The sequence below is a fragment of the Kribbella amoyensis genome (assembly GCF_007828865.1).
Classification (GTDB): Bacteria; Actinomycetota; Actinomycetes; order Propionibacteriales; family Kribbellaceae; genus Kribbella; species Kribbella amoyensis.
In genome coordinates, this window is the sequence record NZ_VIVK01000001.1 from 2,717,530 (window position 1) to 2,736,244 (window position 18,715).

At 69.3% G+C, this 18,715-nt stretch carries 21 protein-coding genes; 11 read left to right on the forward strand and 10 right to left on the reverse strand.

Going from position 1 to position 18,715, the window contains the following annotated elements:
- Positions 1-23 precede the first annotated feature (23 nt).
- The 7 genes from FB561_RS12900 to FB561_RS12930 all read left to right on the forward strand — a co-directional run bounded on the left by FB561_RS12900 (position 24) and on the right by FB561_RS12930 (position 5,154).
- A complete protein-coding gene (locus FB561_RS12900) occupies positions 24-968 on the forward strand; it encodes a DMT family transporter (RefSeq protein ID WP_145806369.1) in 945 nt (314 codons plus the stop codon).
- A 13-nt stretch (positions 969-981) separates the two neighbouring features.
- A complete protein-coding gene (locus tag FB561_RS12905) occupies positions 982-1,467 on the forward strand; it encodes a MarR family winged helix-turn-helix transcriptional regulator (protein ID WP_145806371.1) in 486 nt (161 codons plus the stop codon).
- 24 nt (positions 1,468-1,491) lie between these two features.
- Positions 1,492-2,733 (forward strand): glycoside hydrolase family 3 N-terminal domain-containing protein, encoded by a 1,242-nt coding sequence (locus FB561_RS12910; RefSeq protein ID WP_238334792.1) that lies wholly within the window; start codon positions 1,492-1,494, stop codon positions 2,731-2,733.
- The gene (locus tag FB561_RS12915) at positions 2,730-3,074 is read left to right on the forward strand and encodes a YidH family protein (RefSeq protein ID WP_145806374.1); all 345 of its coding nucleotides are present in this window, start codon (positions 2,730-2,732) and stop codon (positions 3,072-3,074) included. The genes FB561_RS12910 and FB561_RS12915 overlap by 4 nt, the downstream gene beginning before the upstream one ends.
- Positions 3,071-3,382 carry a DUF202 domain-containing protein gene (locus FB561_RS12920; protein WP_145806376.1) on the forward strand — a complete coding sequence of 104 codons (312 nt, stop codon included), beginning with the start codon at positions 3,071-3,073 and terminating at the stop codon, positions 3,380-3,382. The genes FB561_RS12915 and FB561_RS12920 overlap by 4 nt, the downstream gene beginning before the upstream one ends.
- Before the next feature lie 138 nt (positions 3,383-3,520).
- Positions 3,521-4,153, forward strand: coding sequence for a DUF47 domain-containing protein (locus FB561_RS12925; RefSeq protein ID WP_145806377.1), 633 nt, complete (start codon positions 3,521-3,523; stop codon positions 4,151-4,153).
- A 2-nt stretch (positions 4,154-4,155) separates the two neighbouring features.
- On the forward strand, positions 4,156-5,154 hold the full coding sequence (locus tag FB561_RS12930; RefSeq protein WP_145806379.1) for an inorganic phosphate transporter: 999 nt from the start codon (positions 4,156-4,158) through the stop codon (positions 5,152-5,154).
- Between the two features lie 3 nt (positions 5,155-5,157).
- Here FB561_RS12930 and FB561_RS12935 read toward each other — a convergent pair whose 3' ends face one another.
- The 3 genes from FB561_RS12935 to FB561_RS12945 all read right to left on the reverse strand — a co-directional run bounded on the left by FB561_RS12935 (position 5,158) and on the right by FB561_RS12945 (position 7,863).
- On the reverse strand, positions 5,158-5,697 hold the full coding sequence (locus FB561_RS12935; protein WP_145806381.1) for a hypothetical protein: 540 nt from the start codon (positions 5,695-5,697) through the stop codon (positions 5,158-5,160).
- Between the two features lie 151 nt (positions 5,698-5,848).
- Complete coding sequence (locus FB561_RS12940; protein ID WP_145806383.1) at positions 5,849-6,610, reverse strand: lysophospholipid acyltransferase family protein; 762 nt, start codon at positions 6,608-6,610, stop codon at positions 5,849-5,851.
- Between the two features lie 170 nt (positions 6,611-6,780).
- Positions 6,781-7,863, reverse strand: a complete 1,083-nt coding sequence (locus FB561_RS12945; RefSeq protein WP_145812809.1) for an IS110 family RNA-guided transposase — start codon at positions 7,861-7,863, stop codon at positions 6,781-6,783.
- 463 nt (positions 7,864-8,326) lie between these two features.
- Here FB561_RS12945 and thiC point away from each other — a divergent pair, with 463 nt between their 5' ends.
- From thiC to FB561_RS12960, 3 genes are all read left to right on the forward strand, one after another.
- A complete protein-coding gene (thiC, locus tag FB561_RS12950) occupies positions 8,327-9,961 on the forward strand; it encodes a phosphomethylpyrimidine synthase ThiC (RefSeq protein ID WP_145806385.1) in 1,635 nt (544 codons plus the stop codon).
- 234 nt (positions 9,962-10,195) lie between these two features.
- Positions 10,196-10,795, forward strand: a complete 600-nt coding sequence (locus FB561_RS12955) for a transposase (RefSeq protein WP_145806387.1) — start codon at positions 10,196-10,198, stop codon at positions 10,793-10,795.
- Positions 10,792-11,346, forward strand: a complete 555-nt coding sequence (locus tag FB561_RS12960; RefSeq protein WP_145806389.1) for a hypothetical protein — start codon at positions 10,792-10,794, stop codon at positions 11,344-11,346. The genes FB561_RS12955 and FB561_RS12960 overlap by 4 nt, the downstream gene beginning before the upstream one ends.
- Before the next feature lie 20 nt (positions 11,347-11,366).
- Here FB561_RS12960 and FB561_RS12965 read toward each other — a convergent pair whose 3' ends face one another.
- The 3 genes from FB561_RS12965 to FB561_RS12975 form a co-directional block, all read right to left on the reverse strand.
- Positions 11,367-12,194, reverse strand: a complete 828-nt coding sequence (locus FB561_RS12965; RefSeq protein WP_145806391.1) for an RDD family protein — start codon at positions 12,192-12,194, stop codon at positions 11,367-11,369.
- Positions 12,195-12,231: 37 nt separating this feature from the next.
- The gene (locus FB561_RS12970; RefSeq protein ID WP_145806393.1) at positions 12,232-12,933 is read right to left on the reverse strand and encodes an RDD family protein; all 702 of its coding nucleotides are present in this window, start codon (positions 12,931-12,933) and stop codon (positions 12,232-12,234) included.
- Between the two features lie 151 nt (positions 12,934-13,084).
- On the reverse strand, positions 13,085-13,936 hold the full coding sequence (locus FB561_RS12975) for an RDD family protein (RefSeq protein WP_145806395.1): 852 nt from the start codon (positions 13,934-13,936) through the stop codon (positions 13,085-13,087).
- A 120-nt stretch (positions 13,937-14,056) separates the two neighbouring features.
- On the opposite strand from FB561_RS12975, the gene FB561_RS12980 reads away from it, so the two are divergent.
- On the forward strand, positions 14,057-14,518 hold the full coding sequence (locus FB561_RS12980; RefSeq protein ID WP_145806397.1) for a DUF2752 domain-containing protein: 462 nt from the start codon (positions 14,057-14,059) through the stop codon (positions 14,516-14,518).
- Positions 14,519-14,566: 48 nt separating this feature from the next.
- Here FB561_RS12980 and pstB read toward each other — a convergent pair whose 3' ends face one another.
- The 4 genes from pstB to pstS form a co-directional block, all read right to left on the reverse strand.
- On the reverse strand, positions 14,567-15,343 hold the full coding sequence (gene pstB / locus FB561_RS12985) for a phosphate ABC transporter ATP-binding protein PstB (RefSeq protein WP_145806399.1): 777 nt from the start codon (positions 15,341-15,343) through the stop codon (positions 14,567-14,569).
- A gap of 19 nt (positions 15,344-15,362) precedes the next feature.
- Positions 15,363-16,286, reverse strand: a complete 924-nt coding sequence (gene pstA / locus FB561_RS12990) for a phosphate ABC transporter permease PstA (protein WP_145806401.1) — start codon at positions 16,284-16,286, stop codon at positions 15,363-15,365.
- Positions 16,283-17,347 (reverse strand): phosphate ABC transporter permease subunit PstC, encoded by a 1,065-nt coding sequence (pstC, locus tag FB561_RS12995; RefSeq protein WP_145806403.1) that lies wholly within the window; start codon positions 17,345-17,347, stop codon positions 16,283-16,285. Before pstC ends, pstA begins: the two co-directional genes overlap by 4 nt.
- Positions 17,348-17,464: 117 nt before the next feature.
- Positions 17,465-18,595, reverse strand: a complete 1,131-nt coding sequence (pstS, locus tag FB561_RS13000; RefSeq protein ID WP_145806405.1) for a phosphate ABC transporter substrate-binding protein PstS — start codon at positions 18,593-18,595, stop codon at positions 17,465-17,467.
- Positions 18,596-18,715: the final 120 nt, after the last annotated feature.

The following is an 18,715-nucleotide window of genomic DNA, read 5'->3' on the forward strand; positions in this document are numbered from 1 at the left end:
CCGGTGTGGTTACCGTTCTCGTCATGACCACCGAGACCCTGGCTCCGCCCGGACCGCGGACCGCCGGCTACCGCGCGATCCCGGTCCTGGCCGGCGCGGGATTCGTCGTCTTCTGGAGCTCCGGCTTCATCGGCGCACGCTGGGGGACGTCGTACTCCTCGGCGTTCGACCTGCTCGCGTGGCGCTTCTTGATCGCGGCTTCGGTGGCGGCCGTGATCCTGTTGATCCGCCGTCCCCGGATCACCCGGGGAGACCTGGTCACGCATGCGGGGATGGCGTTCCTCACCCAGTTCGTCTATCTGGGCCTGATCTTCCTCGGCATCGACCATGGCATCCCCGCTGGACTCACCGCGCTGATCGGCTCGCTGCAACCGCTCCTGATCGCCACGGTCGCGGGCCCCCTTCTCGGCGAAGGCGTCAGCCCGCGCCAGTGGATCGGCCTCGCCCTGGGTCTTGGCGGAGTGGCGCTCGTGGTCGCCGACGATCTCGGCGCTGGGCATACCTCGCTGGTGCTCTTCCTCCTGCCGTTGGGCGGTTTGCTCGGTCTGGTCGCGGGCACGTGTCTTGAGCGACAGCGGAAGCCGTCCATAGGTTCGCTGGACGCGTTGTGCGTGCAGTGCATGGTGTCCGGCGTCCTCTTCGTGACCGTCACCCTGGCGACAGGACAGCTGACCGTTCCCGCGGAGCAGTCCTTCTACGCGGCCGCGCTCTGGCTCGTGGTGCTGTCGACGGGTGGTGGTTGGGGGCTGTACCTGGTGAACCTGCGGCTGACCGGTGCGACGCGGATCAGCAGCCTGCTCTACCTGGTGCCGCCGACCACGATGCTGCTGGCGTTCCTGGCCTTCCACGAGACGATCGGCCTACTGGCTGTGGGCGGTATGGCGGTGTGCGCTGTGGCGGTGTTGATGATCCGCCTTCGCGATCGGCGACAGGGGGTGGCGGAGACGCGCGCAACCCCTTCGACATGACTACGCTGCGACCATGGCGGAACCGCGATGGCTGAACGAGCAGGAGCAGCAGGCTTGGCGTGCGTTCATCGCGGCCCAACGGGTGGTGAACGGCCGGATCGAGCAGCAGCTCCAGCGCGACGCCGGGATGCCACACACGTACTTCGAGATCCTCGTCCGGCTGTCCGACGCGGCCGACGGCCGGCTCCGGATGAGCGAGCTGGCCGTGTCCACGCTCGGTTCCCGCAGCCGCCTGTCGCATGCGGTGAACCGGCTCGAACAGGTCGGCTGGGTCCGTCGGGAGGGGATCGAGTCGGACCGGCGTGGCCAGGTCGCGATCCTGACCGACGCGGGCCGGCAGAAGCTGAAGGAGACCGCGCCCGGTCACGTCGAGACGGTCCGGTCCTCGGTGTTCGACGCGTTGAGCGAGGAGCAGGTCGAGCAGCTGTACGACATCTGCGCCACGCTCGCCCGGCACTCCGGCGGGACGTACGACAGCGCCAGCTGGGAGAAGCGCTGACCCGGATCGGTAAGAATGGCGTCGATGAAGATCTTGCCCGGCGCCACGGTCGCCACAGTCGCCGTCCTCCTGCTCGCCGGCTGCGGTGACAGCGGTTCGCCCACCGCCGGACCGAGTACGGTCCCCTCGTCGACGGTGCCGGTCACGCCCAGCGAGACCCCCACGACCAGCGCGACCCCGTCGACGTCGCCGAGTACGACCACCACACCTAGCAAGCCGCCGGCGGCGAGCTGCGTGGACCAGAAGCTGGCCGCACTTTCCCTGCGAGAGCGGGCCGCCCAGCTGATCATGACCGGCATCAGCTCGAACGGGATGACCTCCTCCGAACGAGCCGTCGTCCGCGCGCAGAAACCGGGCGGTCTCCTGCTGATGGGGCCTGGCGGCAGCGCGTCCCACACCCGGACCGAGATGGCGTCCGCCTCCTCGACCAGTACGACGGAGGGGATCAAGCCGTTCGTCGCCGCGGACCAGGAGGGCGGCAAGATCCAGCGGCTCAAGGGCCCCGGCTTCGACCGGATCCCGGCCGCCACCGTCCAGGCCACCTGGTCGCCGGCCAAGCTGACCAGCGAGGCGCGTGGCTGGGGAGCCCAGCTCAAGCAGGCCGGCGTGAACCTCGACCTCGCCCCGGTCGCCGACGTCGTACCCAAGTCGCTCGGTGACGACAACGCCCCGATCGGTGCCCTGGACCGCGGCTACGGCAGTACGCCCGGCCCGGTGTCGCAGCACGTCACCGCCTTCGTCAAGGGCATGGACGCGGCCGGCGTGATGACCTCGGTCAAACACTTCCCCGGCCTCGGTCAGGTCCGCGGCAACACGGACTTCTCCTCCGGGGTGGTGGACGACAGCACCGTGCGTGACGACGACGACCTCGCGCCGTTCGCGGCCGGGATCCAGGCCGGTAGCGACATGGTGATGGTGTCCACGGTCACGTACTCGAAGATCGACCCGGACAACCGGGCGGTGTTCTCGCCGACGATCGTGCAGGGCATGCTCCGCGGCGACCTGAAGTACGGCGGCGTGGTGATCACCGACGACGTCGGCGCGGCCGCGGAGGTGGCGTCCGTCCCGGCGGGGGAGCGGGCGACCCGCTTCGTCGCGGCAGGCGGTGACGTCGTGATCACCGCGAAGGCGTCGCTGACCTCGGCGATGGTGGACGCGCTGGTGACGAAAGCCGAGCGGGACAAGGCGTTCGCGGGCAAGCTGCAGGACAGCGTCCGCCGGGTCCTGACCCTGAAGGAGCGGCGCGGCCTGGTGAGCTGCGGATGACCGCCCCGACCCCGGACGACGAGCCGGACTACCGCTTCACGCTGGCGAACGAGCGCACCTACCTGGCGTACCTGCGGACATCACTCGCCTGTTATGCCGGCGGCCTGTCCGCGGTGCAGTTCCTCGACATCGGGCCGGGTCACTGGGCCGGCCGGATCATCGGCGTGGTGCTGGTGCTGGCCGGGATCGTCACCACGGCAGGCGCTTTCCGCCGCTGGCGGCAGAACATCCTGGCGATGCGGCAGGGCGCTCCACTACCGCTGACCAGGCTCCCTTTGATGCTCGGAGCAACCATCGCCGTGGTCGGCCTGGTCGGGCTGCTGTTCACGGTCTGGCGATGACCCGGGATCCGGGGCTGCAGACCGAGCGCACCCTGCTGGCCTGGCGCCGGACCTCGCTCGGGCTGATCGCGAACGGTGTTCTGCTGCTGGCGTCCGGTCACAACACGTCGAACGTCCGGCTCGGGCTCGGGATCGTGGTGATCGTGCTCGCGCTGGCCTGCTGGGCGGCGGTCGGCGCCGTCTTCCGGACCGGGACGCGCGAGGGCCATCCGCCGGACTTCCAGGGCCGTGAGAGGGTGTTGCGGGCCGCGGCCGGTCTGGTACTGGTGGTGGGAGTGTTCGATCTTTACGCGGTGCTCACCCGATGACACCAGCCGGTCACGGAACGGTCGCGCTGCGTCCATGTGGTCACCGTCTCGCGGTACGTTGACCCTGCGGATGCGATGTCAGCGGTCCGTTGCCCCTAGCATGTTCACGGTTTGTCCCTCGTTCAACCGGAGCTTGAAGTGCCGTTACGTCTGCGTCCGAACGACCCGACGTTCTACGACCTTTTCACCGAGTCCGCCAACCACCTCGTCGACGGAGCCAGGATCCTCGCCGAACTGCTCGGCAGCACCGCGGGGACGGGCCTGTCGGCCAGTCACCAGATCGCGGCCCAGATGAAGGACGCGGAGCACGCGGCCGACGAGACCACCCACTCGATCATCCGCCGGGTGAACTCGACCTTCGTCACGCCGTTCGACCGCGAGGACATCTACCGGCTGGCCTCCGACCTCGACGACGTGATGGACTACATGGAGGAGGCCGTCGACACGGTCCACCTGTTCGCGCTCGAGAAGCTGCCGGAGGAGATCGCCGAGCAGATCGAGGTGCTGCAGCGGGCCGCCACGTTGACGGCGGAGACCATGCCGAGGCTGCGGACGATGAAGGACCTGGCGGAGTACTGGATCGAGATCAACCGGCTGGAGAACACCGGTGACGCGGTGCACCGCCGGATCGTCGCGAAGCTGTTCAGCGGAGAGTTCGACGCGCTGACAGTGATGAAGCTGAAGACCGTGGTCGACCTGCTGGAGGCCGCCATCGATGCCTTCGAGCACGTCGCCAACACGGTCGAGCAGATCGCCGTCAAGGAGAGCTGAGCGTGGAGCTCGCGCTCGTCATCGCGGTCATCGTGATCGCGCTCAGCTTCGACTACACCAACGGGTTCCACGATGCGGCCAACGCGATCGCGACCTCCGTCTCGACCCGTGCGCTGACGCCGCGGGTCGCGCTGCTGATGGCCGCGGTGATGAACTTCCTCGGCGCGTTCCTCGGCACCGAGGTGGCCGAGACGGTCGGCAAGGGCATCATCGAGACCCCGGCGGGACAGCACGGCCTGGTGGTGGTGCTGTCGGCGCTCGTCGGCGCGATCACCTGGAACCTGATCACCTGGTACTTCGGCCTGCCCAGCTCGTCGTCGCACGCGCTGATCGGCGGCCTGGTCGGCGCCGGGATCGCCTCGGCCAGCACGGTGCTGTGGTCCGGCATCGTCGACAAGGTCGTCATCCCGATGGTGCTGTCACCGGCGATCGGGTTCCTCGGTGCGTTCCTGCTGATGACCGGGATCCTGTGGCTCTTCCGGCACAGCAACCCGGGCAAGACCACCCGCGGCTTCCGGCTGTCCCAGTCGCTGTCGGCGGCCGCGATGGCGCTCGGCCACGGCCTCCAGGACGCCCAGAAGACGATGGGCGTGATCTTCCTGGCCCTGCTCAGCACCGGGCACGTCAACGAGGGTGACGGGATCCCGATCTGGGTCAAGATCGCCGCCGCGACCGCGATCTCGCTCGGCACCTACTCGGGTGGCTGGCGGATCATGCGGACGCTCGGCCGCCGGATCATCCACCTGGACCCGGCCCGCGGGTTCGCCTCCGAGGCGGTGGCCGCGTCGGTGCTGTACGTGATGGCGATCGGCCTGCACGCGCCGGTGTCGACCACCCACACGATCACCTCGGCCGTGATGGGCGCGGGTGCCACCAAGCGGCTGTCCGCGGTCCGCTGGGGGGTGGCGAAGGGCATCGTGATGGCCTGGGTCCTCACCATCCCGGCCGCCGGGGTCGTCGCCGCCGCCTGCTACGGCCTGGCGCACCTGATCCTCGAGTAGCGGTCAGCGGTTCCAGCGCCGGACCGCCTTGGCGACGTCCTTCGTCCGCAGGGTGGCCAGACAGGTCTCCCAGCCACCGGACAGGTCGTCGCCGAGGGCGGTCAGGTCGAGGAACGCCTGCGGCCGCACCGCCATCACCCAGGTCGCCGCGGCCGCGTGTCCCTGGGTGAACAGCAGGTGGTTCGCGGTCGCCTCGACCCGGCGGATCCGCTCCGTCTCGGCGCCGTTCCCGGCCAGGCCACGGGTCGCCCAGCCGCGCAGGACCTCGGGATCGCCGGCGGTCATCCGGGCCAGGAAACCGAGCGGTCCCCGCCAGAAGCCACGCTGGCCGACGGTGTCCAGGCGCTCCAGCGGGAACCAGCCGTTCTGGCACCGGCGGCCGTTCACCGCGGACTCGATCTCGCGCGCCTGCTCCGGTCGCAGATCCTGGCTCGCCCAGGTGAGGAACACGTCACCGGCGTCCGGGATCTCCTCGGCGACGTGCGGTGGGATCCGCAACGTGCCGGGCTCGAAGAGATGCAGCTCTTCCCCTGAAACGAACAAGGACCTTCCCCCCGCCTGCAGACCAGATGGTGGTTCTGCCCGAACCACCGGCCTGTCGAGTGGGACCCCCCAGATCCATTACGACGCCAGACGCTTTGGTACTCCGAGCCCGGCCGCCCGGTCAAGCCCTTGTCCGCGGTTGGGTGGTGGCCTAGTCCGCGCCGCCCTTGGTCTGGCGGGTGCGGCGGCGGTCCAGCTCCTCCTGGTCGAGCCGCGCCGCCTCCTCTGGGGTCGGTGCCCCACCGCCGTACGAAGCGGGCAGCCACCAGGCTCCCTCGGGCTGCTCGGGGTACGCGCGGATGGTCTGGTCGAGCATCCCGGCCATCGTGGTCCGCAGGTGGGCGGTCGCCTCCACGGCGTCGTCCTCGGGCGTCACCGTGATCGGGGCGCCGACGGTGATCGACACGGGGCGGTGCCGGGAGAAGTCGCGCGGGTGGTCCTTGGTGAGCATCCGCTGGGTCCCCCACAGGATCATCGGGATCACCGGTACGCCCGCCTCGGCGGCCATCCGGACGGTGCCCGACTTGAACTCCTTGAGCTCGAACGACCGGGAGATCGTCGCCTCCGGGAACACCCCGACCACCTCGCCCTCGCCCAGGTACCGGATCGCCTCCCGGTACGACGCCGCGCCGGCCGAGCGGTCCACGGCGATGTGGTGCATGCCGCGCATCAGCGGACCGGAGAACCGGTTGCGGAACAGCACCTCCTTGGCCATGAACCGGACCCGGCGGCCGCTCGGGTACGCGCCGTACCCGCCGATCACGAAGTCGACGTAGCTGATGTGGTTGAGCGCGATCACCGCGCCGCCGGTCCGCGGTACGTGCTCGGTGCCGGACATCAGGAACCGCAGGTCCAGCACCTTGAACGCGGTGCGCGCGAAGGCGATCACCGGCGGGTAGACGAGGTCTCGCATCCCCCGACGTTACCGGCTCGGGCCGCGCGGCACGCCGATCCGTCGGCGTGACCGAGCGCACGGACGCCCAGCACTCACCAACCTCCGCCACCACCACGACGGCCGGGTCCGGCGGGCATGGCCGCGGGCGCCCTGGCGGGTCGGCGCCGGGTTGGATGCTCCTATGGATGTCAAGTAGTGGCTGGTTGCTTGTTGGTGGTGGGTTGTGTTTGGCGGAGTGTGTAGTAGATCTCGCGGGCGATGAGTCGTTTGAGGCAGCGGATGGTGTCTTTTTTGGACAGGCCGTCGGCGGTGCGTTTGGCGAGGTAGGTGTGGGTGCGTGGGTCCCAGCGGAGTCGGTTGATGACGATGAGGTAGAGGGCTTTGTTGGCTTGGCGGTCGCCGCCGCGGTTGAGGCGGTGGCGTTGTGTTTGGCCTGAGGATGCGGGGATGGGGGCGGCGCCGCAGAGCATCGCGAAGGCGGCTTCGGAGTGGATCCGTTCGGGGTTGGGGCCGGCGGTGACCAGGAGCTGCCCGGCGATGTCGGGGCCGACTCCGGTGAGCTGGAGAAGGGCCGGGTTGATCGTTTCGATCAGGGCTGTGATGAGGGTGTCGAGCTCGGCGATCTCTTGTTGGGCGGTGGCGTAGCGGCGTGCCAGTGAACGCAGCGCGGTTTTGACGGCTTGTTCGGGGACGCCGATCTGGGTGGTATCGGGTCGCAGGTTGCGGCAGGTGTGGATCAGGCGGGCGGTGGTGAGGCCTCGTAGCTGGTCGCGCAGACCATGGGGTGCGGTCACGATCAGGGCTTTGATCTGGCGCATGCAGCCGGCGCGTTGGTCGACGGCGCTGGTGCGGGCGACCCGCAGGTTCCGCAGCGCCTCGACCTGGCTGTCGCGGTTTTTGGGGGTGCCGGTGCGGACTTTGCCCAGGGCGGCGCGGGCGGCGGCTTCGGCATCGATCGGGTCGGATTTCCCGGCCCGGCGGCGGGTCTTACGGTTCGGCCGGTCGATCTCGACGACCGTGATGCCTTGCTCGCTCAGATAGGTCGTCAGACCGGCCCCGTAGGCGCCGGTGCCCTCCACTCCGGCCAGGACCAGCCGCCCGAACGACCGCAGCCAGGCCAGCAGCGCGGCATAGCCGGCCCGGGTGGTGGGAAACGTGGCATGGCCGAGCATCCGGCCGGTCTGATCGATCGCGGCCGCGGTGTGAGTGTCTCGGTGGGTGTCGACACCACCGGTGATCTCGACCTGGGACCGGGCCTCTGCTCGTGGCATGGTGGGTACTGCCGTCCTTCCACTGGCTAGGGATGAGGGCGGCACGCACCAGCCGAGGCGAGCGGACAAGACAGTGATGGGTGCCTGCTGGCACAGGCTCCTATGAGGTCACAGACCCCTCGTCCGGTGAGTGCACGTGACCCCCGCAGTGGTCGACCGACATATCCAATTCAAGACCCGAAGTCAGTGAGTGCTTGAGTCAGGACGACCACCGCGGGGGACCACACCCATCATCCTCACTGTGAGTGGTGGAGGTCCGCCTCGCCGGACCGGCGGCGTCCGGCACGCGGCTTTGGTTAGGGTGGACGGCGGTAAGAGTTGATACCGCGGGAGCTCGCACCGAAGTGGGCTGAGAGGGCGGCTGGACTGCGCACCCCTGGACCGGGAGACCGGGCAGGCTGGGCGAACCGGCGCCGCCGACCGCCGAACCTGTCCGGGTAATTCCGGCGTAGGGAGCAGCATCGTGACAACCATCGGTACCACCACGGCCCAGGTCCGTCCGGCCGTCACCACCGGCCCGATCTCGGGCTCCGAGAAGATCCACCGCGGCGAGCTGGGCGTCCCCGCCCGCCGGGTGCACCTCACCAACGGCGAGCACTTCGACCTGTACGACACGTCCGGCCCGTACACCGACGAGGCGGCCGAGATCGACGTCGAGGCGGGCCTGCCGAAGCTGCGGCAGGAGTGGATCGCGACCCGCGCACCGCTCACCCAGCTGGCCCACGCGCGGGCCGGGACGATCACCGACGAGATGAGGTTCGTCGCGGTCCGGGAAGGCGTCGACCCCGAGTTCGTCCGCGCCGAGGTCGCCCGCGGCCGCGCGGTGATCCCGGCGAACCACCGGCACCCGGAGTCCGAGCCGATGATCATCGGCAAGAAATTCCTGGTGAAGGTGAACGCGAACATCGGCAACTCCGCCGTCACCTCGTCGGTCGAGGAGGAGGTGGAGAAACTCGTCTGGGCGACCCGGTGGGGCGCCGACACCGTGATGGACCTGTCCACCGGCAAGAACATCCACGAGACGCGGGAGTGGATCCTGCGCAACTCGCCGGTCCCGATCGGCACCGTCCCGCTGTACCAGGCGCTGGAGAAGGTCAACGGCGACCCGGCCGCGCTGTCGTGGGAGGTCTACCGCGACACCGTGATCGAGCAGTGCGAGCAGGGCGTCGACTACATGACCGTCCACGCCGGCGTGCTGCTGCGCTACGTACCGCTGACCGCCCGCCGGGTCACCGGGATCGTGTCGCGCGGTGGTTCGATCATGGCCGCGTGGTGCCTCGCGCATCACCAGGAGTCCTTCCTGTACACGCATTTCGCCGAACTCTGCGAGATCCTGCGCAGCTACGACGTGACGTTCTCGCTCGGCGACGGGCTCCGGCCGGGCAGTATCGCGGACGCCAACGACGCGGCCCAGTTCGCGGAACTGCGGACCCTCGGTGAGTTGACCAAGATCGCCTGGGCGCACGACGTCCAGGTGATGATCGAGGGACCCGGCCACGTGCCGATGCACAAGATCGCCGAGAACGTCCGGCTCGAGGAGGAACTCTGCGGGGAGGCGCCGTTCTACACCTTGGGGCCGTTGGCAACTGATGTGGCGCCCGCGTACGACCACATCACCAGCGCGATCGGCGCGGCCCAGATCGGCTGGCTGGGCACGGCGATGCTCTGCTACGTCACCCCGAAGGAGCACCTCGGCCTGCCCGACCGCGACGACGTGAAGACCGGCGTGATCACGTACAAGATCGCCGCCCACGCGGCCGACCTGGCCAAGGGGCATCCGGGGGCGCAGGACTGGGACGACGCACTGTCGAAGGCGCGGTTCGAGTTCCGCTGGGAGGACCAGTTCAACCTCTCGCTGGACCCGGACACGGCCCGGTCGTACCACGACGAGACGCTGCCGGCCGAACCGGCGAAGACGGCCCACTTCTGCTCGATGTGCGGGCCGAAGTTCTGCTCGATGCGGATCACCGCCGACATCCGCAAGTACGCCGAGGAGCGCGGCCTGACCACGCCGGAGGCGATCGAGACCGGGCTGGCCGAGATGTCCGACACGTTCCGTGCCCACGACTCCCAGCTGTATCTGCCGATGGCGGACTGACCCTGGGCTCCCTCGGGCTCGGCGCGCCGGGGTCCGGGGGAGCACCCTCACCGGGGGTGAAGATGAGGGGGTGAGTCGGCGCGCGCAGCGGCGGATCTGAGCGGAGAATTGAGCGACGGCGACCAGCGGGGCGATCACGGGGAGTGATGGGGTGAACCGCTTCAGGTTTTTTCCTTCACGCTACGTGAATAAGACTGTAGCCTTAATCATGCGTTGGGAAGGGAGGTGCGGCCGGTGGTCTACGTGCTCACGGTGGACCAGCGGGCCAGCCGGAGTACGAGTGATCTCGTGCCCGAGCTGTTGACCACGCTGAACCGGCGGCCCCGCCGGAACGGACTGCTGCGGAAGTTCGAGCGGACCGCGGGCGACGAGGTGCAGGGCGTCTTCTCCGAGTCCCGGGCCGCGATCGACGTCGTGGTCGAGCTGCTCCGCTCGGACCAGTGGAGCGTCGGCCTCGGGTTCGGCGAGGTCGTCTGGCCGCTTCCCCGCAGTACCAGGGCCGGCAGCGGACCGGCGTTCGTCAACGCCCGCGAGGCGGTGACCAGGGCCAAGTCGAGTCCGCACCACGTGAACGTCGTCGGCGAGAACGCGCGCGCCGCCGAGCAGGCCGAGACGGTGCTGTGGCTGATGGCCTTCGTCCTGCGCCGACGCAGTGAGCGCGGCTGGGCGGTCGCCGACCTGCTCGCCGAGGGGCTCACCCGGCGCGAGATCGGCGTGAAGCTGGGGATCAGCCAGTCCGCGGTCACCCAGCGGGCACAGGCGGCCGGGTTCGCCGAGGAGCAACGCGGCCGGGTCCTCGCGGCCGAACTGCTCGACGCCGGTGCGGCTGCATGACGGCGCTCGTCCTGTCACTGGCCGCGGTCGGCGTGATCCTGGCGTTCCTCGGCTGGATCTTCCCGGCCGGCTCTGTCCGCGAGATCGTCGTGGGCTCGGTGATGGTGGCCTGCCTGTTCGCCAACGCGATCCTGCTGCTGGCGGGCGACGGTGTGGTCGGCTGGCGCGAGGCCTGGTGGAACGTACTGCTCCTGGTCAGCGCTGTCCTCGCGGTGGCCGGTGGTGGCCCGCTGACGACGTCCGTACTGGCCCTGGTCGACCGCGGCAACACGCGAGCCCAGTCCACTCAGAAGGCCGGTGAGGTACTCCGTGGCGGCGCGCTGATCGGCTGCCTCGAGCGGGCCGCGATCTTCGCGTCGGTGGTGGCCGGCTGGCCAGAGGGGCTCGCTATCGTGCTGGCGATCAAGGGCCTGGCCCGGTACCCGGAGCTGCGGAGCCCGGACCAGCCCGCGTCGGTCACCCCGCAGGCGGTCGCCGAACGGTTCATCATCGGGACCTTCACCAGCGTGCTGTGGTCCGTCGCGTGTGCGGGGCTGTTGCTGTCGCGCTGAGCCGGCGTTGCTGAGGTGGGTCAGGCGCGGACGACGTAGGTGTTCATCACCTTGTCGTGCCAGGTCTGCCGCCGGTCGTCCCACAACGGCCAGAGCGAGTTGAGCAGACAGGCCTGGTCGAAGATCGAGCGCAGGATGTCGCGCAGCAACGCCTTGCCCGGGCCCACCGGCTGGTACGTGTCGGCGCCGACCAGCTTGATGTTCAGCGCGGACTTGCCGATGCTCTGGCCGGTCCTGCCCTGCCGGATCACCCGGTTCCACACCCACAGGCCGATGCTCGCGACGATGCCGAGCAGGAACACGAGCACCGCCCAGGCCTGCGGCTCGTCGTCGGGGTACGGGTTCTCGGAGCGGGAGAACACGTTCGTGATGAAGACCACGTAGGTGACCAGGCCGGGGACACCGATCACCAGGCTGTCGAGCAGGGACGCGCCGACCCGGGAACCCCACCCGGCCAGCTCGGCCTGCAGCGCGCCGTAGCCGTATCCGTCGCCGTACGGGTTCTGCACGCCGTACGCCTGCTGCCCGTAGCCCGGCTGCCCGTAGCCCGGCTGCCCATAGCCCTGCGGCCCGTACCCGGGCTGGCCGTAACCAGGCTGTTGCCCGTAGCTCTGCTGTCCGGGCAGCGGCGGCTGTCCGTACCCGTGCTGCCCGTACCCAGGCTGCCCGTACCCGGGCTGTTGCCCGTAGCCCGGTTGGCCGTACGACGGCGGTTGGCCGTACCCAGGCTGTTCCTCGGGCTGTCCGGCCTCCGGTCGGCCGGTGCCGGGCTCGTGCGGGAGGTCCTGCGGGCGGTCCTGGGGACGGTCCTGCGGGCGGTCGTCGTCCGGGGGTGTGGGTGTGCTCATGCCGGGTCCGTTCCGGGTCGAGGGGGTGCGCCTGGGGTCAGAGCTTGATGACGAGGTCCGAGGCGACCTTGTCGTGCCAGGTCTGCTGCTGCTTGTCCCACAACGGCCAGAGCGAGTTGAGGAAGCAGAAGTAGTTGAAGAACCCGGCGCACAGCTCCCGGGCGATGGTGCGGCCGATCCCGATCAGCTGGCCGCTATCCGCGCCGACGATCTTCAGGCCGACGATCTTCTTGCCGATCGACTGGCCGGTCTTGCCCTGCCGGATGATCCGGTTCCAGATCACCACCAGGAAGAAGGCGATGTAGCCCACCGAGAGCACGGTCGACGCGCCGTCGCTCATCTGCTCCATGCTGCCCGAGATGGTCAGCGCGACCAGCAGCGCGATCCCCACCGGGATCAGGGCGAGCAACGAGTCCAGGATCGAGGCGATGACCCGGGAACCCCAGCCCGCGAGCGTCCCCGGCGGCGCGTAGTTGTACCCGGACCCGCCCATCCCGCCGTACGGGTTGTAGCCCGGCTGGGAGGGGTTGTACGCCGGCGCCGCACCGGACCCGTACCCACCGGGCTGACCGGGGTGCGCCAACTGCCCCGGCTGTCCCGGGTGCGCCTGCTGACCTGGATACGCCTGCTGGCCGGGGATCGACGGTCCGCCGGGCTGCGACGGGCCCGAGGCAGACGGGCCCGGGTACGAGGGCCGGTCCTGGGGGAGGTCGTTCGGGTTGAGGGGTGGGGTGCTCACTGGGTTCCTTTCGGGGCGCTCCGGATCCGTCAGCAGTATGGCGGACCCGCCCAGACGAAGAACGCCGTGGCCCACAGGGGCCACGGCGTCCGGAGATCGCGATGCACGGCGCCGGAGTGGACCATCGGTCCCCGGCCGGCGCCGTCGAGAGTCAGACCTTGTAGACGGAGGTGCTGACGATCTTGTCCGCGAAGGTCTGCTTCTTCTCGTCCCACAGCGGCCACAGGTAGCCCAGGTAGCAGGGCAGGCTGTCGAGGATGTGGCAGATGTCGCGAAGGAACGCCTTGCCCGGGCCGATCGGCTGCGAGGTGTCGGAGGCGACCAGCTTCAGGCCGACCGCCTTCTTGCCCCAGCTCTGACCGGTCTTGCCCTGCTGGATGACGCGGTTGTAGACCCACAGACCCAGCGCGATCAGGCTGAACACCAGGCCGATCACCGTGCCGCCGGAGGAGTCCCCGCCGGTCAGCAGGTTCCCGATCCAGCTCGGGATCGCGACGATGATGCCGTCGATCAGGAACGCGCCGACGCGGACCGGCCAGGTGGCCAGGTTGCCCTGGGCCCCCGCGTAGCCGTACCCGCCGTAGGGCTGCTGGCCGTACGGGTTGGCGCCGTACTGCGGCTGCTGGCCGTACGCGCCGCCCGGCTGGCCCGGCTGACCCGGGGCCTGGCCGTACTGGCCGCCGCCCGGCTGACCCGGGTACGCCTCCGGCTGGCCGTAGCCCGGCTGCTGCCCGTAACCGGGCTGCTGGCCGTACTGGTCAGGCTGCTGGCCATAACCCGGCTGCTGCCCGTACTGGTCGGGCTGCTGCCCGTACTGCTGCCCCGGCTGACCGTACTGGCCGGGCTGGCCCGGGTAACCGCCAGACTGTCCGTCCTGCGGAGACTGTCCGTACTGCCCCGGCTGCTGACCGTACTGGCCCGGCTGGTCAGGCGTCTGGTTCGGCTCGCCCGACTGGTTCGGGTCCTGCGGGTCGTAACCCGGTGGTGGCGTCGGAGTGCTCACGACGGTCCCTTCTGATCTTGGTGAGGAGTCATAGCAGGCTAGCGATTCGAGGGCTCACCGGCCATGAGCCGCTCCGGAGAGTCCGGATCACGGTCACCGCGGACGGTTTACCGTGGATCCATGTATCCGGCACACCCTAGAGCCACGGGCGACCCCGGCGCCAAGTCCGAGCTGGTCCACTCCGTGGAACCGCTGGACCGGCGGGTGCTCGGGCTGGCCGGGGTGCTGGCCGGCGGCGCGGTGCTTGCCGCGGTCAACGGTCTGTCCGGTGGCCGGATCGGGCTGCCGTGCCCGTTCCACGCGGTCACCGGGCTGAACTGCCCGTTCTGCGGGACGACCCGGATGGCGGCCGCCCTGCTGGAGGGGGACGTCGTCCGGGCCTGGTGGTACAACCCGCCGATGTTCGTGGTGCTGCCGATCGTGGCGCTGCTGGTGGGATACATGCTGCTCACCTGGACGGCCGAGCGGCTCGGCTGGTTCCGTCTGCCGCGGCCTCGCCCTGGTGACCGGCTGCAGCGCATCGTCCCGCTCGCCTTCCTCGGCGTGATGGCGGTCTACGGGATCCTGCGAAATCTCTTCTAGACAAGGCGAAAGGCGCCATGGTGCCCATGGCGCCTTTTCTCCGAGGGCTCAGCCGAACCGGCCGGTGATGTAGTCCTCGGTCGCCTTCTCGCCCGGGTTGGAGAAGATCTGCTTGGTCGGGCCCATCTCGATCAGCCGGCCGGGCTTGCCGGTCGCGGCCAGGTTGAAGAAGGCGGTCTGGTCGGAGACCCGGGCCGCCTGCTGCATGTTGTGGGTGACGATGACGACGGTGAACCGGTCCTTCAGCTTCTCGATCAGGTCCTCGATCGCCAGCGTGGAGATCGGGTCCAGCGCCGAGCACGGCTCGTCCATCAGGATCACCTCGGGCTCGACCGCGATCGCCCGGGCGATGCACAGCCGCTGCTGCTGACCGCCGGACAGGCCCGCGCCCGGCTTGTCCAGCCGGTCCTTGACCTCGTTCCACAGGTTCGCGCCCTTGAGCGAGGTCTCCACGACCTCGGTGAGCTTCTTGCGGTCCTTGACGCCGTTCAGCTTCAGCCCGGACGCGACGTTGTCGAAGATCGACATCGTCGGGAACGGGTTCGGCCGCTGGAACACCATGCCGACCACCCGGCGGACCGCCACCGGGTCGATGCCCGGGGCGTACAGGTCCTGGTCGTCGAGCACGACCTTGCCCTCCACCCGGGCGCCGGGGATCACCTCGTGCATCCGGTTGAGGGTGCGCAGGTAGGTGGACTTGCCGCAGCCGGACGGGCCGATGAACGCCGTGACCGAGCGGGGCTCGATCGTCATCGACACGTCCTCGACGGCCTTGAAGTCGCCGTAGTAGACGTTGAGGCCGCTGACCTCGATGCGCTTGGCCATATCAGATCGGAACCTCTCGCTATTTCGACTTGATGGTGCTGAACCGCGCGATCACGCGGGCCAGCAGGTTGAGCAGCAGGACCAGCAGGATCAACGTCAGCGCGGCCGCCCAGACCCGGTCCGCGGCCGGCTGCAGCGCCAGCTCGGTCCGGTCCTGGTTGATCATCGTCGGCAGCGCGCCCATGAACCCGTCGAACGGGTTCAGGTTGATGTTCTTGGAGTAGCCGACCAGGATCAGCAGCGGCGCGGTCTCACCCATCACCCGGGCCAGGCCGAGCATCACGCCGGTGACGATGCCGCCGAACGCGGTCGGCACGACCACCTTGAGGATCGTCTTCCACTTCGGCACCCCGAGTGCGTACGACGCCTCCCGGAGCTCGTCCGGGACCAGCTTCAGCATCTCCTCGGTGGACCGCAGCACGACCGGCAGCATCAGCAGCACCAGCGACAGCGAGACGGCGAACCCGACCCGGTTGAAGCCGAACACCGTGATCCAGACCGCGTAGACGAACAGCGCGGCGACGATCGACGGGACACCGGTGAGGATGTCCACGGTGAAGCTGACCGCCTTCGCGGCCTTGGTGCCCTTGCCGTACTCGACCAGGTAGATGGCGCCGAGGATCGCGATCGGGACCGCGATCACCGCGGTGATCAGGGCCATGATCAACGTGCCCATGATCGCGTGGTACGCGCCGCCGCCCTCGCGGCGGACGGTCACCCCGCGCTGCGACTGGCCCCACCAGTTCGCGTCCAGCAGCAGGTGGTACCCCTTGCTGACCACGGTCCAGAGGATCCACAACAGCGGGATCAGCGCGATCACGAAGGCGAGCACGATGAAGATCGTGGCCAGCGTGTTCTTCACCGCGCGGGCCCCGGACTTGCCGGTCAGGTCGAGCGTCTTGCCGTCGTAGGCGGGCCGGTTGGCGGCCAGCGTGCTGCTCATACCGTCGCTCCTTCGGTCTTCGGCTTGTCGCCGATGCGGCGGATCCGGCGGTTGCGCTTCCCGCCCGGCGTACTGCGCGCGACGATCACCCGGGCCGCCGAGTTGACCAGGAAGGTCACCACGAACAGCACCAGGCCGGCGGCGATGTACGCGCCGGTCTTCTCGGGCGAGTCGAACTCGGCCGCGTTGTTGGCGATCTTCGAGGCGAACGTCTCACCGCCGGCGAAGATCGACGGGTCCCACGGGTCGTTGCCGTTCGGGACCGACAGGATGATCAGCACCGCGACGGTCTCACCGAGCGCGCGGCCGAGGCCGAGCATCGACGCGCTGACCACGCCGGACCGGCCGTACGGCAGCACCGCCATCCGGATCATCTCCCAGCGGGTCGCGCCGAGCGCCAGGGCGCCCTCGCGGTGGGTGACCGGGGTCTGCGCGAAGATCTCCCGGCTGATCGCGGTGACCACCGGCAGGATCATGATCGCCAGCACCACCGAGGCGGTGAACACCACCCCGACGTTGTCGCCGATCGGCTTCTCGAACACCGGCAGCCAGCCCAGCGCCGAGGACAGGCCGTTGATCACCGGCCGCAGGATCGGGGCGAAGAAGAGGATGCCCCACAGGCCGTAGATGATCGACGGCACCGCGGCCAGCAGGTCGATCGCGTGCGAGACCGGGGCGGCCAGCCGCTTCGGGGCGTAGTAGGTGGTGAAGAGGGCGACGCCGACCGCGATCGGGACCGCGATCACCATTGCGATGATCGAGCTGATCACGGTGGTGTAGAACAGCGCCGCGATGCCGAACTTCGGCGGGTTGCCGCCGGGCTCCCAGATCCGGGAGAAGAGGAAACTGCTCTCGTTCTTGGCCAGGGACGGGATCGCCAATGCCAGCAGGAAGATGCCGACGAAGGCCACGATCGCGACCACCAGGCCGCCGGAGGTGTGGGCGAGGCCGGAGAACAGCCGGTCGCCCAGGTGGCCGACCGGGCCGAGCTCCACCTTCTTCCGGTCCGCCGGGTCGTCGGCCGGCCGGTCGGGCGGGGCCGTGCCGTCTGTTGTACTCATCGATGCTGCTCCAAGCGCCGAGGTCGTCTGCGTGCTCGGTCACGAGGCGAGCCCCGGCCTCCCGATGAGGGTCTGGCCGGGGCTCGCATCACGACGTACTGCGGGGTGTCGGGGAGGTCAGCTGATCGCCTGGACCGCGGCGTCGACCTTGGTCCGGATCTCCTCCGGCAGCGGCGCGTAGTTCAGTTCGGTCAGCGAGGCCTGGCCCTCGGTGCTGGCGAAGTAGGTCAGGAAGCTCTTCACCAGCGCCGTCTTCTCGGCCGGCAGGCCCTTGGTGCAGGCGATCTCGTAGGTCACCAGGATGATCGGGTACGCCCCGGCGGCCTTGGTCGCGTAGTCCAGCTTCAGCGCCAGGTCGGACCCGGTACCGGCCGGCTTGGCCGCGGCCAGCGCCTTGCCCGCGGACTCGGCGGTCAGCTCGACCGGGCCGGCGCCCGCGTCGATCTGCGCGACGCCCAGCTTGTTGTCGACCGCGTAGGACCACTCCACGTAGGTGATCGCGTTCTTGGTGCTCTTCACACCCTCGGCGACACCGGCGGACTTCTCCTTGCCGGCGCCCGTGCCGGTCCACTTCTTGGCCGGCTCACCCTTCCAGGCACCGCCGCCGGCGGCGGCCAGGTACTTGGTGAAGTTCTCGGTGGTGCCGGACTCGTCGGAGCGGAAGAACACCGTGATCGGCGCGGACGGCAGGGTGACGCCCGGGTTCAGCTTGGCGATCTCCGGCGCGTTCCAGGTCTTCACGGTGCCCTGGAAGATCTTCGCGGCGGTCGGGCCGTCCAGGATCAGCTTGTCCAGGCCGTCGACGTTGTACGCGACCGCGACCGGGCCGATCACCATCGGCAGGTTCACCGCCGGGCTGCCCTGGCAGCGCTTCGCCGCCGCGGCGGCCTCGGACTCGGCGCCGTCCTTGCCCTCGGTCTTCAGGGCCGAGTCGGACCCGGCGAAGTCGACCTGGCTGGCGTTGAACTGCTTGATGCCCGCACCGGACCCGGTCGGGTTGTAGTTCACCGTGACGTCGGCGCACTTCTCGTTGTACTTGCTGATGACTTCCTCGATGGCGTTCTTCTGCGCCGAGGAGCCCTCGGCGTTCAGAGTGCCCTCGGGGCAGTCGGCGCCGGTCGAGGAGCTGGAACCGGACGGGCTCGAGGAGCCGGACGGCTCGGGGTCACTGCCACAGGCGCTCAGAGCGAGGACGCCGAGGGAGGCCACGGCGACGGTGCCGACGCGGAGCAGGCGGTTGACGGACACGTGAGTGTTGCCCTTCTGCGGGAATTCAGACTTTCGTGAACTGCCACAGACGGTAGGGAGACGAGGTGACGGGGCGGTCCGACGTGGGTGAACGCGCGGTGAACGGTTCTGGTAGCGATC